The organism is Amycolatopsis sp. VC5-11, from assembly GCF_037034185.1.
Classification (GTDB): domain Bacteria; phylum Actinomycetota; class Actinomycetes; order Mycobacteriales; family Pseudonocardiaceae; genus Amycolatopsis; species Amycolatopsis nivea.
Window position 1 is genome coordinate 270,161 of sequence record NZ_JBAGKF010000002.1, and the last position, 13,562, is coordinate 283,722.

Sequence of the window (13,562 nt, forward strand, 5' to 3'; positions counted from 1 at the left end):
ATTGTGATGACGGGCGGCGGGTGTTTGTCAAGGCGGGAAAGATGCCTTGACAAACACCCGCCGCCCGCATTTTTGGCTTCGTATCGGGGTGCGGGGGTGGTGTGGGTGCCTCGATGGGTGGGTGCATCGGTTGCGGTTTGGGGCTGGGTGCCTCGATCGTTGGGTGCATCGGCGGCGGTTTCGTTCGGGGTGGGGCTTGCGCCCCAATGTGGCATTGGGTGCATCTGACGCACCCAATGTGGCGTTCGGTGCGTGGGACGCAACGAATGTGGCATTGGGGCCAGCACCCCGGCGGCCGCGGCTGGCGGGGGTGGGCCGTGAAGGGCTCCTTGAGGGAATCCAGGTCCGTGAAGGGGTCCCTCACGGAACTCGCTTGGGTCGTGAGCGGGTCGTGAGGGGAACCCTCAGGGAATCAGGTTCCCTCAGGGTGGCCCTCACGCACGCGAAAAGGTCGTGAGGGGAACCCTGGGGGAATCAGCGGCTGTGAGGGTGGCCCTCAGGACAACGGGGGGCTAGCGGGGGCGGGGCAGGTCGCCGAAGAGGGAGCCTTGTTCGCCTAGTGTGCGGGCGCGGCCGTTGGGGCGGCCTAGGCCTGCGGCCATCGCTACGGCGTTGTCCCACTCTGGGTCGGCCAGGTACTCGGTGTGTTTCAGGACTCCGGGGGCCCATCGGCTGCGGCCGTCGGGGGCTCGCAGGGGGTCGGGGACCCAATGGTCGCCGCCGAGGATGAGGACTCCTGCGTCGTCTGGGGTGGTTTCCAGGGCGCCCCATTTGCCGTCCGGGAGGTAGCCCTCGCCCAGCAGGTGGCCGTTGCTCGTTTGGTGGCGCCAGGTCGTTACGCCGCCGCCGAAGATGTCGGTGCCTCGGCACAGTGCGCGCCAGCGGCCGTCCAGTGACGAGAACAAGTCGGCGAGCGAATCCTGCGGCAGGACGGCGGGGAAGGCGCGCTGGTAGCCCCACTGCAAGGGGGAGCCCGCGGTGAGGAGGCCGACTCGGTCGCGTTCGTTCGGGGGGAGTTCGGCGCTGAGTTGAGCTGCCGTGAGCACGGTGAGGATGCTGCCCAGGTTCAGGCCGGACAGGACGACTCGCGTGCCTGGCTCGGCGAGGTGTTCCTTGACTCGTGCCGCCAGTTCGGGGACGACCTTCAGCGCGTAGCAAGGGGGTACGCCGGGGTGGGCGGCGCGCGGCCAGAACGAGACCAGGTCCGCCAGTGCGCCCAGGTGGCGGCTTCGTTGGGGGGAGCGAGCGGCGGAGTAGACCACTCGCAGCAGGCCGGCGGCCAGCGCGCCTAGGGCGAATACGCCGATCGCCGACACGGTGGTGAACCAGCCTGGCTGCAGGTTGAAACCGAACCGCACGACCAGCAGTGCGATCGCGCCGACGCAGAGGCCCAGCGCGACGATCACGGCCAGGTGGTGCAGGTGGCGGCGTTCCCAAGCCGAGCGGGCCCAGGCTCGGGCGGCGTCTTGTTCTTGTTGTTCGTCGTGTTCCATCAGTTCGACGATGGGCGGGATGCCGCGTCGGCGGCGGCGCAGCGGGACGGCGATGGCGTACCCGGCGATGGCGAGCAGGGCCATCAGGCCTAGACCGCCGCCCCACAGGACGGTGACCAGGTCGTACGTCGTGGGCAGGGCCAGTTTCTCCGCGCGGAGCAGTTTTCGGATGGCGATTGCCAGTCCGGCGCCGAAACCGCCACCGAGGAGGCCGGCGAGTGCGAGTACCGGGGCTGCTGCCCAGCCGCCGAGCCACGGACGGAGCCGGCGTGGGCGGTCGCGCCAGGCGGAGCGGGCCAGCAGCGCGGACGGGATCAGCGCGAGTGCGAACAGCAGGGTGACGACGAGCAGGGCGCCGCCGAGTCCTTCGACGGTGTTGTCGACGCCGGGCAACCGGTTGTCGACGGGGGCGGCCAGCACGGTGGCGAAGATGACCAGCAGCGTCGCGAAGGTGATCAAGCTCCGGCGCGCGATGGTGCCGGTGTCGCTGCCGATCGCGCCTCCGAGCAGAACCGCGAGGACCAGCGCGAGGGTGCAGATCCACGCGATCAACTGCGGGATTTTCGTGGGCACGTGGAAGGGTCCGCCCAGCAGAAGCAAGGAGATGCAGGCTAGTGCGGCGACCGCGTGTGTCGCGGACATTCCGGGCGCTTCCGGATCGGCGCGCAACCGCATCGGGACGCCCTGGCGGACGGGAGGACCGGGCGGGCGGACTCGCCAGTTCGTCGACGAGATCCGGTGCAGGGCGTAGACCAGTGCGAGGAGCACGGCGACCCCGACGCCGATCCGCAGCGGTCCCTTGCGCAGTTCGGGGGTCACCCAGGTGAGGCAGGCGCGTCCGGGTGCCAGGCATTGCGTCGCGACGAGGTCCAGCACCGCCGCCGCGACCTGGCTGACCAGCAGCATGGTGAGCAGCACCGCGGCGATCCGCAGCAGGCCGCGGCACACGCCGCCGAGCCAGCGGCCGCGGTGGACCGGCGGCAGCATCCAGAACGCGACGTTCGCCAGCGAGAACGGGAACAGCAGCGCCCAGGCGGCCTTCGCGACGCCGCCGGACGTCATGCCGCTCCACAGGTAGCCTTCGACGGTGCGCGGGATCGACCGGCCGAGCGCGGGCACCACCGGACCGGGAGCCGGGCGCCGCAGCCGGTCGGCCGGGCGCACCACGCGGCCGAGTTCGTCGCCGGCGACGTCGACGGTCTGGACCGTGTCGAGGAGCGTCTCGCCGCTCGTGCCCACGAGTCCGGACACCCTCATTTCGACGATGCGGGTGTCAGGGCCGGGGAGCGGGGCGGGCACGGTGGTTCTCTCCTCATCCGTTCGAGTCAGGGTCGAGCCGACAACGGTACTGTTCAGGTGCCATCAAACCTTGGAGGAACCGCACTATGACCCCCGAAAGCGTTGTCAAGCGGCACGACACCCGGGGCGGCCTCGAATTCGCCGTCGCCGATCTCGAGGCCGCGGAGTTCGGCCGGAAGGAGATCCGGCTCGCCGAGCACGAGATGCCCGGCCTGATGGCGCTGCGTCGCGAATACGCTGAGGTCTACCCGCTGCGCGGGGCGCGGATCGCCGGGTCGCTGCACATGACCGTGCAGACCGCGGTGCTGATCGAGACGCTGGTGGCGCTCGGCGCGGAGGTGCGCTGGGCCTCGTGCAACATTTTCTCCACCCAGGACCACGCCGCGGCCGCGGTCGTCGTCGGACCGCACGGCACGCCCGAGGAGCCCAAGGGCGTCCCGGTGTTCGCGTGGAAGGGCGAAACGCTCGAGGAATACTGGTGGTGCACTGAGCGGATGCTCACGTGGGAGGGCGAAGGCCCGAACATGATCCTCGACGACGGCGGCGACGCCACCATGCTGGTCCACAAGGGCACCGAGTACGAGAAGGCAGGCGTGGTCCCGCCCGCCGACGACGAGGACCCCGAGGAGTGGAAGGTCTTCCTGGAGCTGCTCCGCGCGTCGGTCGCGGCGGACAAGGGCAAGTGGACCGCCATCGGGCAGAGCGTCAAGGGCGTCACCGAGGAGACCACCACCGGCGTGCTGCGGCTGTACCAGCTGGCGGCCGCGGGCGAACTGCTGTTCCCGGCGATCAACGTCAACGACTCGGTGACGAAGTCGAAGTTCGACAACCGCTATGGCATCCGCCACTCGCTGATCGACGGCATCAACCGCGGCACCGACGTCCTGATCGGCGGCAAGGTCGCGGTGGTCTGCGGTTACGGCGACGTCGGCAAGGGCGCGGCGGAATCGCTGCGCGGCCAGGGCGCCCGCGTGATCATCACCGAGATCGACCCGATCTGCGCGCTGCAGGCGATGATGGACGGCTACGAGGTCAAGCGCCTGGAAACGGTGCTGGACGAGGGTGACATCTACGTCACCACCACGGGCAACAAGAACGTGGTGATGGTCGAGCACATGGCGCGGATGAAGCACCAGGCGATCGTCGGCAACATCGGCCACTTCGACAACGAACTCGACATGGCGGGTCTCGCTCGTTACCCCGGTGTGCGGCGCGTGAACATCAAGCCGCAGGTCGACGAGTGGGTCTTCCCGGACGGCAAGAGCATCCTCGTGCTGTCCGAGGGACGGCTGCTGAACCTGGGCAACGCGACCGGGCACCCGAGCTTCGTGATGTCGAACAGCTTCGCGAACCAGGTCATCGCGCAGGTCGAACTCTTCACCAAGACCGAGGAGTACGACAAGGAGGTCTACCGCCTCCCGAAGAAGCTGGACGAAAAGGTCGCCCGGATTCACCTCGAAGCGCTCGGCGGTGAGCTGACGAAGCTGTCGAAGGAACAGGCGGAATACATCGACGTGGATGTCGAGGGTCCGTTCAAGTCTGAGCACTATCGTTACTGATTGCTGACGCTAAAGCCGCCCTGGAATGCGTTTCGGGGCGGCTTTTGTCTGCATCTGAGAACACGTGATAACTCTAATGGGTTACGTGTTATCATGGTGCGGTGAAGCAATTGATCACTCGCGTCGACGACGAGCTGCACGCTCGGCTGAAGGCCAGGGCCGAGGCTGAGGGGCGCAGCATGAACGACCTGGTCACCGAAGTGCTCAGCAACGCGCTCAACAGGGAAGAGACGCCGGAGGCGTGGAAAGCCCGGCTGCTCGCGGAGGGCAAGCTGATCGCTTTCGAGTCTGAGCGGGAGCCGGTTGGCCTCGACGAACTGGAGCGGCGTTCGGCTGGATGGGGTGCGTCGGTCAGCGAGGCGCTCGACTGGTCGCGGGGTGAATGGTGACTGTCTATTACGCCGATACGAGCGCGGTCGTGCGGGTGTTCTTCGCTGATGAGCCCGAGCACGCCGAGTTGCGCGACCTGCTTGCGAGCGGCCGGAACCGGGTTCTCACCAGTGAGCTGACCCGGATCGAGTTCGCGAGCGCGATGGCGGCGGCCAAGCGGTCCGGGCGCATCCCGGATGCGCGGGAGTTTCTCGACCAGTTCGACGCGATGAGTCGTTCTTCGACGTTGGGTGTGATTCCGTTCCGGCCTGCGCGTGTTTTTCCCGCCGCGCAGCGATTGGTCGTCGAGAACTATTCTCTTCGCACGCTTGATGCGCTTCATCTCGCGGTCGTGATGCGGGAAACCGCCGACCTCACTGGCGGTGAACCCGTCACTGTGGTTACTTGTGACGCGCGGCAGGCTGATGCGGCAAAGGCCAATGGCCTCCTCGTCCGCTAACGCGGATACCGCATCGTCAGCACCGCAGTAGCCGGTCCGCCGATTCCTCGATAAACATGGTCCGTCTCCGCGATAAACGTATGCGTCCCCGCCGCGGAAACCGTCACCGGCGCGTCAACCGGCCCCACTTCAGCCGTCCCGGTCAATACCGTCAAAACCTCCCGCACCCCCGGGCTGTGCGGATGCGACACCTGAACCCGCGCATGGATCGTGAGCCGGTACACCTCGGTCACGCCGTCCGAATCCTCCCATCGGCCGAGCAGTGTCGCCGCCACGCTGTCGCCATGTGCCTCGGCCACCCCGTCGTCGCCGAAGAGCAAGTCGCTCAGCGGGATCGACAGTGCGGTGGCGATGGCGAACAGCGTGTCCAGCGTCGGGTTTCGGCGGCCGTTCTCCAACTCCGACAGCGTTCCCTTGCCGAGACCGCTGTCGGCGGCGAGCGTGGTCAGGCCGACGCCCGCGCGGGTGCGGAGCGTTCGGATGCGGGTACCGACCGCTGCGGCGAGGGCGCGGCCGTCCGGGGCGGGTGACGTCGACATTGGGCCTAGTCTAGTGTTCTGTTTACAGAACAGCTGGAGGTGTGCAGATGTCGGCAGTGCAAAACGTGCAGGACGCGCTCGACGAGGCGGGCGTCGAAGGCAGGGCGCGGACTCTCCCGCAGTCCACGCGGACGGCGGCCGAGGCGGCGGACGCGCTGGGCTGTCCGGTCGGCGCGATCGCGAACAGCCTGGTCTTCATGGCCGACGACGCCCCGCTGCTGGTCTTGACCAGTGGCGCGCACCGCGTGGACACCGAGGCGCTCGCCGCGCGGCTTGAGCGCGGCCGGATCCGTCGGGCCAAGCCGGACGAGGTGCGCGCGGCTACCGGGCAGGTGATCGGCGGGGTGTCGCCGGTCGGGCATCCGGGTCCGCTGGAGACAGTGGTCGACGAGGCGTTGCGCCAGTACACCGAGGTGTGGGCAGCGGCCGGTACGCCGAACGCCGTCTTCCCGACGACGTTCGACGAACTGGTGCGGATCACCAAGGGCACGCCGCAGCGGGTGGACGGATAAAGCTCAGTTCCATTCCACCGCGATGCCGGCCAGCCCTGGTCCGGTGTCGCGGAAATACCCGCTCGTCACGCCGCCGGTGTCGCACGGCAATTCCTCCGCCTCGACCGGCAGCGCGTCGTCGCGGGCGCGGACCTCCCGGGTGATCCGGGCGGGCATCGCGGTGGGCGCGAACTGCAGTTGCAGCAGATAGCTCGCGCATTGGTCGCGCAGCATCCGGTAGTACCCGGGGAACGTCACGGCGGAATTGTCGTGGATTTCGAAGCAGAAAACGTGGATCTCGCCCTCGGCGAGCTTCCGGTCGAAAAGCAGCTCCGTCGCCATCGTCTCGCGCGCCGGATGCCTGCGGATCCGCCCGACGCGGCAGCCTTCCGCGGTGATCAGCTCGACGTCGTCGATCCGGCAGCCGGGGTCGCCGTTGTAGACCGCCACGTACCGGTCCGGTCCGTGCCGCCGCGCGCGGGTGACCAGCCGGGTCCGGAATTTCACCTGATGTTTCTGTTCGTCGATGGTGATCTGGTCGTGCACCGACAGCATCTCCAGGTCGGAGTTCGACTGCCGGGACGCTGGCGCCGCGCCGAGGTCGCTCATCAGCTGCTCGACGATCGCGCCCATCTCGCCCGAGCGCAGGTCGTGGAACGACGCCGCGGCCTGGTGCCCGCGCGGGCGCGCCGTGCGCGGGCCGATCAGCACCACGAGCGAGTCCGCGGGCAACTGCAGCACCGACTCCAGCGCGCGGACCGCGGGCAGCGCCTTCGGCACCTCGGGCTGGCGCAGCCCGCGCTGCCAGTAGCTCAGCGTCGACTGTCCGATGTGGACGCCGCGGAGCGCGAGATGCGCCCGCAGCCGGGCGAGCGACAGGCCGCGATGCGCGATCGCGAGCCGCAGCGCCTGGTGGAATTCACCGGATCGCAGTGCTTCGCCGAGCTCGGGCGGCAGTTCACCCGCGCCGCGCCGGCCAGGTTCCATGATCAGTGGGCCATCCCCGTCTCGTGCCACCGCTGTCCCTTCAACGCCGCCCGTGCGCTGGGCGTGAATGCCGCGGAACGTTCACGTTAGCAGCGCGCGGTAACGGGTCCGGCCCCCGTTTGGTGTGCTTGGCCACGGAAGGGTAACCGTTCCGTGTTCCACCGCGGACCCGGAACACCCTCGTCGCCGGACAGGCATCTTGCTCGGAGTGATCGACCGGTTCACCGTTGTGACCACCACTGGCCACGTCTAGGCGGGAGGTGCGTCATGGGTCTGGGGAAACCGAATCACGTGGGGAGCACTGCCGGGCGGGTCCGGCGGTCCTCGACCACTTGCCGAAGGCACGTCGGACGCTTGCTGCTCCTCGTGGCGTTCACGGGCCTGGCGTTGCCGGTGTCGGCTCCGGGCGCGGGCGCGGCGCAGCCCGCTGACACCGGCAACGCCCACCTTACGGCCGCACCGCGCAGCGAGGTGGTGCAGCGGGACGGCGGCCAGAGCACGCCGGCGCAGCCGCACGGCGACGACTGGATCCCGCTGCTCTGCCTCGCCGGGCTGCTGGTCGCGGTGCCGGTCGGCTACCTCGGCTACGCCCGCGCCCGCCGAGAGACGGCCTGAGCACGCCACCAAGTATCTTCGACGGCGTGGGGCGACTGGTCGTGATCGAAGGTCTGGACGGCGCGGGCAAGCGGACGCTGTCCGAGGGGCTGACTGCTGCGCTGCAAGAGGCGGGCGCGAGCGTCGGCAGCCTCGCCTTCCCGCGTTACGGCCGCAGCGTGCACGCCGATCTGGTGCGGGAAGCGCTGCATCGCGGGCACGGCGACCTCGCCGACTCGGTGTACGGAATGGCGTTGCTCTACGCCCTCGATCGCAGCGGTGCGGCCGACGAGATCCGCGCGCTGCTCGCGGCCAACGACGTCGTCCTGCTGGATCGTTACGTCGCCTCAAACGCCGCGTACGCCGCCGCGCGCCTGCGCGAGCACGCGGATGGCGCTGTGGTGCAGTGGGTTTGGGACCTCGAGGTCACGCGGTTCGGGTTGCCCCGGCCGGACGCGCATCTGCTGCTGCGGGTGAGCCCGGAGGTCGCCGCCGAGCGGGCAGTCCGCCGGGCGGAGTCGGACGCGGCGCGGGCGCGGGACGCGTTCGAGTCGGACGATTCGCTGCAGCAGCGTTGCGCCGCGGTGTACGACGAACTGGCGGCGGCTTCGTGGCTCGCGCCGTGGCATGTGCTGGACGGCGTGGCGGGCGTTGATCTGCCGATGCTGGCGAAGTCTCTGCTCGCTTAACCCAGCGCCGCGGTCGCCTTGCGCAATTCGCTGAGCACTTCGTCGGCCAGCGCCCCGAACTCCCGCCGGTTCCCTGCCTCGACCCAGCGGTGGAACGCCGTCCCGAACGCGAGGCAGCCCAGTTCCGCCGCGACGCGTGCGGTCGGCTCGCTGATTCCGCGTGCCGCGAGTGCGTCGTGCATGGCCTGGACCATCTTGGTGCGCTTGAGCAATTCGCGTTCGAGCAGCTCGCTGTTCGCCGCCACGACCGGCTGCCTCGCCCGGGCCTGAGCCAGCCGCTCGCCGGTGAAAACCGCCGCTGCGGCATCCAATGCCCCGCCGACCGCTTCGAACGGCGTCGCGCCCGCTGGCGTCCCGGCAATGCCCTCGGAGAACAGCCGGGTCAGCTCCTCCTGTCCGCCGAACAGCACCTCTCGCTTGTCGGCGAAATGGCGGAAGAAGGTCCGTTTCGTGAGCCCGGCGCGTTCGGCGATTTCGGCGACCGTGGTCTGGTCGTAGCCGCGTTCGGTGAACAGGTCGAGCGCGGCCCGCTCCAGGCGTTGGCGTGCGTTCGGTTCCCAGCGGCCCATGCCGTCCAGTCTAGGTGATGACACCGGATGACATCAGGCGTACGGTGATGGCACTAGGTGTCATCAACGGGGAAAGGACAGCTCATGCGGGTTTTCGTCACCGGGGCCAGCGGCCACGTCGGCTCGGCCCTCGTTCCCGAACTGCTCTCGGCCGGACACGAGGTAGTCGGGCTCGCCCGGTCGGACGCCTCTGCCGCGGCGCTCGCCGAACGCGGCGCGCAGGTGCGACGCGGCGACCTCGACGATCTCGACGGCCTGCGCGAAGCGGTGGCCGAGGCGGACGGCGTCGTGCACTTGGCGTTCAAGCACGACCTGATGGCCAGCGGCGAGTTCGGCGCGGCGGTCGAGGCGGATCTGTCCGCGCTGAAAGCGCTCGGCGAGACTCTCGCCGGCACCGGCAAGCCACTGGTATCGACCTCCGGAACCCTGATGTTCGCCGGGCTCGGCCGCGCTGGCACCGAGGACGACCGGCTCCCCGGCGGCCCGCGCGTGGACGCGGAGAACTACGTGCTCGGGCTCGCTGACCGCGGTGTCCGGTCGTCAGTCGTGCGGCTGCCGCCGTCGGTGCACAGTTCGCTCGACAAGCACGGCTTCGTCCCGACCATGATCCGCTTCGCTCGCGCGGCCGGGGTTTCGCCGTACGTCGGCGAGGGCACCAACCGCTGGTCCGCCGGGCACACGCTCGACGCGGCCCGGCTCTACCGGCTGGCTCTGGAGGAGGCTCCGGCCGGGACGATGCTGCACGCCGTCGGCGACGAAGCCATCTCGCTCCGGCAGATCGCCGAGACGATCGGCGCGCGGCTCGGGGTTCCGGTGAAGTCCATCGCGCCGGAGGAAGCCGCGGCGCACTTCGCGTTCCTGGTGCCGATGGTGCAGTCGGACGCGCCGACGTCCGCCGCGCGCACGCGTGAACTCCTCGACTGGAAGCCGGAACACCCTGGCCTGCTTGAAGATCTCGCCGGAGAGCACTACTTCGCTACGGCGTGAACCTCGCCGGATCGAACAGCGAGATCGGGTGCCGCGTCTCGCCGTCCACCACCAGGTCGGCGAGGATTTCCCCGACCACCGGCACGAATTTGAAGCCGTGCCCGGAAAACCCGGACGCCACGACCACGCGCGGATGCCGCGGGTGCGGGGCGATCACGAAATGCTCGTCCGGGGTGTTCGTGTAGAGGCAGGTCGCCGCGCGGCGGAAGGTCGCCGGGAGCGTCGGGATCCGGGAGCCGACGACGTCCGCGACCGCGCGCACCTCGTCGTCGTGGATCCGCCGGTCGATCGTGTCGGCGGTGCACGGCGTGCCGCCAAGGTGCACGGCGACTTTGACGCCTTGCGTGGTGTGCGCGGGAAAACCGTAGAACTGGCCGCCTTCGGCGGTTTCCCAAAGATAGACGGGATGATCGGTGAACGGCCGCACGTCGGCCGGTTCGAACCAGTACTGGACCTGGCGGCGCACCTCGAAATCGACGCCTAGGTCCGCGAGCAGCACGGGTGCCCAAGCGCCAGGGCACAGCACGAGCCGCTCGGCGGTGTAGTAGCTCGAAGCGGCGCCGACGCGCACCCCGGTTTCCTTGGTGGTCCACGTGAACACCTGCTCCTCGTGGTGCAATTCGGCACCGTGGCGCGCGGCGAGTTGCAGGTGTGCGGCAACGCTTCCTTCGGGCGATACGAAACCGGCGCCTGGTTCCCACAGCGCCACCTCGTCGTCGGCCGGGGTGATGGTGGGGAACCGGCGCCGGATCTCGGCGGCGTCCAGGATTTCGTGCGGGATGTCGAACTTCTCCGCGGAAAGCGTGCTGCCCGCGATCGTGCGAGACTCCGGCGGTCCGCCCATCACCGCGCCGCAGCGGGTGAACAGCGACCGTCCGGAGTCGCGTTCGAGTTCGTCCCACATCTCATGCGCGCGCAGCAGCAGCGGTACGTAATCCGGACCTTCGAGGTACGCCTGCCGCGTGATCCGCGAGCCGCCGTGGCTCGAACCGAGGTTGTGCACTGGCGCGAACTGGTCGATCCCGAGCACCTTCTGGCCCCGCTGCGCCAGTCGGTAGGCGGCAGCGCTGCCCATTCCGCCGAGGCCGATCACGATCACGTCGTAGTGCGTCATTCACTGCTCCTCAACGGTTCCGCGGCCACCTTCGCCGCGAGCCGTTTCCCGAAGTACTCGATTTCCACCGGCGTCCGCGGCCTGGCGTCCTCGACGGGAAGCCAGGCGTAGGCGAGGTTTTTGTCGATGGTGTAGCCGTACGCGCCGCTCGTGACGTAGCCCGCCGGACGGCCGTCGACGTACACCGGCTCCCGGCCTTGCAGCACCGAGCGCGAGTCGTCGACGGTCAAACACGCCAGTTTCCGCCGTACCGTCGCGGGAGAACGGTGGAGAAGCGTGTCCCGGCCGAGGAAGTAGCCCTTGTCCATCCGCACCGCGAACCCGAGACCCGCCTCGTACGGATCGTGCTCGGTGGTCACGTCGACGCCGCAGTTCCGGTGGCCCTCCTCCATCCGGAGGCTGCGCAGCGCGTCCTCTCCGGCCGCGACGATCCCGTACGGCTGCCCGGCTGACCAGACCGCGTCCCACAGCGCCCGCCCGAGATCCGCGCCGGTGTGCAGCTCCCAGCCGGGTTCGCCCACGTCAGACCCGCGCAGCACGGTCACCGGCACGTCGCCGACGTACGTCCGCCACGCGCGCGAGTCCGATGTGGACAGTTCGGGCAGCACCTGTTCGGCGAGCGGTCCCCACAAGCCGAGGCAGCAGGTACCGCCGGTGGTTTCGCGCAGCTGAACCGAGCCGTCGCCGGGCAGATGACGGCGCAGCCAGGCGACGTCCCGATGATGGTGCGCGGCGACGTGGAACCGCTCGACGCCTAGCCGGGCGACCGTCAGATCGCTGCGGATCCCGCCGTCTTCGCCGAGCAGCAACGTGCTGGTGACCGAACCGGGCGGCCGGTCGAGCTGGTTCGTGGTCATCGTCTGCAGGAACGGCAGCGCGCCGCGGCCGGTGATCTCCAGCCGTCGCCGCGGGGTCAGGTCGAACAACGCCACCCGGCTCCGGGCCGCGACTGCTTCCGCGCGGCTGCCGGACGAGTACCGCTGCGGCCGCGCCCAGCCGTCCACCTCGCGGAACTCCGCGCCCAGCGCGACTTCGCGCTCGTAACAGGGCGTGGTCCGCGCCAGTTCCGTCGCCGGTCGCTGATGGCCCGCCGCCCTCAGGCTCCGCTCCCGCACCCGGCCGGGCGCGAGCTGCAGCCGATCGAACCGGGCGAGGTCGACGGAGTGCAGGTCAAGGTGCGCTTGCCCCTCGATCAGCCAGCGCGTCAGCTCCCGCGCGACCCCGGCGGACCACGCGCAGTCCACCGCTTCGGCGACCCAGAACCCGTCGAGCTCCGGATGTTCGCCCAACAGCGGCAACCCATCCGGCGTGCCCGGGACCAGCTGCCGGACGCCCTCCTCGACCTTCGCATCGGCGAGCGCGGGCACTAGTCCGAGCGCGGCCGTCCACGACTCCTCGAAGCCCGCCGGAGCGAACTCGGCGTCGGCCTCGACCGGACCCAGTGCGCTGATGCCCAGCCGGTCGACGTGCTCGCGCAGCGACAGCCCGGCTCCGCGCAGGATCGGTTTGTCAGCCTCGGTGAAGTGGTCGTTGTCCCCGGCGAGCTGCGCCAACGGCGTGGTCCGCGCGTGCTCGACGGCGATCGGCACCACCGGCACGGCGAGGTCGACCAGCCGGCCGAACTGTGGCGCGCGTACTCCGGCGCAGGAGATGACCACGTCGGCGCGGAACCGATCGGTCGCGGTCGCCACGGCGGTCACCCGGCCCGCCGTGCGCATGATCTCGACAATCTCTTGCCCAGTAAGGAATTTCGCGCCCCGCTCCTTCGCGCGGCGGGCCTGGGCGAGCGCCGCGCGGATCGGTTTGACCAGCCCGTCGCCGGGAATGTGCAGGCCGCCGAACACTTTCGCGGAGTCGAGCAGCGGGTGCAGCTGCGCGCATTCGCCCGGTTCGCGCAGGTAGCCGCGCACGCCGGACGACGTCGCCCAGCCAAGCCGTTGCCGCAGCCGGGAAAGCTGCTCGGGCGTGGTCGCGAGCTCCAGGCTCCCGACCGGCTGGAAACACCAGCCGCCGTCGACGGTCAGCCCGCTGTACTTCTCCGCGGTGTACTTGGCGAACTCGGACGCCGTGCGGTCGGCGTGCGTGCGGAAGAGCAGTCCCGGTCCGGCCGAGGCGAGCGCCGGTTCCGGTTCGAGGACGGTGACGTCGGTCCAGCCGCGTCCGGTCAGCTCGTCGGCGACCGCGCAGCCGAGGAGTCCGGCGCCGAGCACAACCACCCGCGGTCGCACTGCCATCGCGAGGTACCTCCTGCCTGCCGGCCGTCGCGGACGGCCCGGCTCGGGACGAGACAGGCATGCCGGAACGCCCCCGCCGGGGAACGGACGCGTTGCGGATGGAGATCGATGTTCCGTCTGCTGCAACTCACAAATTGCGGGATCGCGGGCGTGCTGTCAAGAGAGCCGCCGCGGCGGC

General features: G+C 69.6%; 13 protein-coding genes. 7 read left to right on the plus strand and 6 right to left on the minus strand.

Features of this window, described 5'->3' with window-relative positions:
• Positions 1–512: 512 nt before the first annotated feature.
• Positions 513–2,750 carry a hypothetical protein gene (locus WA670_RS08585; RefSeq protein WP_336157678.1) on the minus strand — a complete coding sequence of 746 codons (2,238 nt, stop codon included), beginning with the start codon at positions 2,748–2,750 and terminating at the stop codon, positions 513–515.
• Between the two features lie 128 nt (positions 2,751–2,878).
• On the opposite strand from WA670_RS08585, the gene ahcY reads away from it, so the two are divergent.
• The 3 genes from ahcY to WA670_RS08600 all read left to right on the plus strand — a co-directional run bounded on the left by ahcY (position 2,879) and on the right by WA670_RS08600 (position 5,180).
• The gene (gene ahcY / locus WA670_RS08590; RefSeq protein WP_037816606.1) at positions 2,879–4,351 is read left to right on the plus strand and encodes an adenosylhomocysteinase; all 1,473 of its coding nucleotides are present in this window, start codon (positions 2,879–2,881) and stop codon (positions 4,349–4,351) included.
• A gap of 101 nt (positions 4,352–4,452) precedes the next feature.
• A complete protein-coding gene (locus tag WA670_RS08595) occupies positions 4,453–4,740 on the plus strand; it encodes a FitA-like ribbon-helix-helix domain-containing protein (protein WP_037816605.1) in 288 nt (95 codons plus the stop codon).
• On the plus strand, positions 4,734–5,180 hold the full coding sequence (locus WA670_RS08600) for a type II toxin-antitoxin system VapC family toxin (RefSeq protein WP_037816602.1): 447 nt from the start codon (positions 4,734–4,736) through the stop codon (positions 5,178–5,180). The genes WA670_RS08595 and WA670_RS08600 overlap by 7 nt, the downstream gene beginning before the upstream one ends.
• Here WA670_RS08600 and WA670_RS08605 read toward each other — a convergent pair.
• On the minus strand, positions 5,177–5,719 hold the full coding sequence (locus WA670_RS08605) for a helix-turn-helix domain-containing protein (protein WP_336157342.1): 543 nt from the start codon (positions 5,717–5,719) through the stop codon (positions 5,177–5,179). The two genes, WA670_RS08600 and WA670_RS08605, sit on opposite strands and share 4 nt — an antisense overlap.
• Positions 5,720–5,766: 47 nt before the next feature.
• Between WA670_RS08605 and WA670_RS08610 the strand changes: the two genes are divergently transcribed.
• Entirely contained in the window at positions 5,767–6,231 is a 465-nt protein-coding gene (locus WA670_RS08610; RefSeq protein ID WP_336157343.1) for a YbaK/EbsC family protein, read from the plus strand.
• A gap of 3 nt (positions 6,232–6,234) precedes the next feature.
• Here the strand turns inward: WA670_RS08610 and WA670_RS08615 are convergent, their stop codons facing one another.
• Positions 6,235–7,197, minus strand: a complete 963-nt coding sequence (locus WA670_RS08615) for a hypothetical protein (protein WP_240014178.1) — start codon at positions 7,195–7,197, stop codon at positions 6,235–6,237.
• Between the two features lie 366 nt (positions 7,198–7,563).
• Between WA670_RS08615 and WA670_RS08620 the strand changes: the two genes are divergently transcribed.
• Positions 7,564–7,812, plus strand: coding sequence for a hypothetical protein (locus WA670_RS08620; protein ID WP_205670142.1), 249 nt, complete (start codon positions 7,564–7,566; stop codon positions 7,810–7,812).
• 26 nt (positions 7,813–7,838) lie between these two features.
• Positions 7,839–8,480 (plus strand): dTMP kinase, encoded by a 642-nt coding sequence (locus WA670_RS08625; protein WP_037816588.1) that lies wholly within the window; start codon positions 7,839–7,841, stop codon positions 8,478–8,480.
• On the opposite strand, the gene WA670_RS08630 is transcribed toward WA670_RS08625, so the two are convergent.
• Entirely contained in the window at positions 8,477–9,049 is a 573-nt protein-coding gene (locus WA670_RS08630) for a TetR/AcrR family transcriptional regulator (RefSeq protein ID WP_336157347.1), read from the minus strand. The genes WA670_RS08625 and WA670_RS08630 overlap by 4 nt on opposite strands.
• Before the next feature lie 84 nt (positions 9,050–9,133).
• On the opposite strand from WA670_RS08630, the gene WA670_RS08635 reads away from it, so the two are divergent.
• Positions 9,134–10,036 (plus strand): SDR family oxidoreductase, encoded by a 903-nt coding sequence (locus WA670_RS08635; protein WP_336157348.1) that lies wholly within the window; start codon positions 9,134–9,136, stop codon positions 10,034–10,036.
• On the opposite strand, the gene solA is transcribed toward WA670_RS08635, so the two are convergent.
• Positions 10,026–11,150: an N-methyl-L-tryptophan oxidase gene (gene solA, locus WA670_RS08640; RefSeq protein ID WP_336157349.1), complete on the minus strand. Its 1,125-nt coding sequence runs from the start codon at positions 11,148–11,150 to the stop codon at positions 10,026–10,028. The genes WA670_RS08635 and solA overlap by 11 nt on opposite strands.
• Positions 11,147–13,384 (minus strand): FAD-dependent oxidoreductase, encoded by a 2,238-nt coding sequence (locus tag WA670_RS08645; protein ID WP_336157350.1) that lies wholly within the window; start codon positions 13,382–13,384, stop codon positions 11,147–11,149. The genes solA and WA670_RS08645 overlap by 4 nt, the downstream gene beginning before the upstream one ends.
• Between the last annotated feature and the right edge of the window lie 178 nt (positions 13,385–13,562).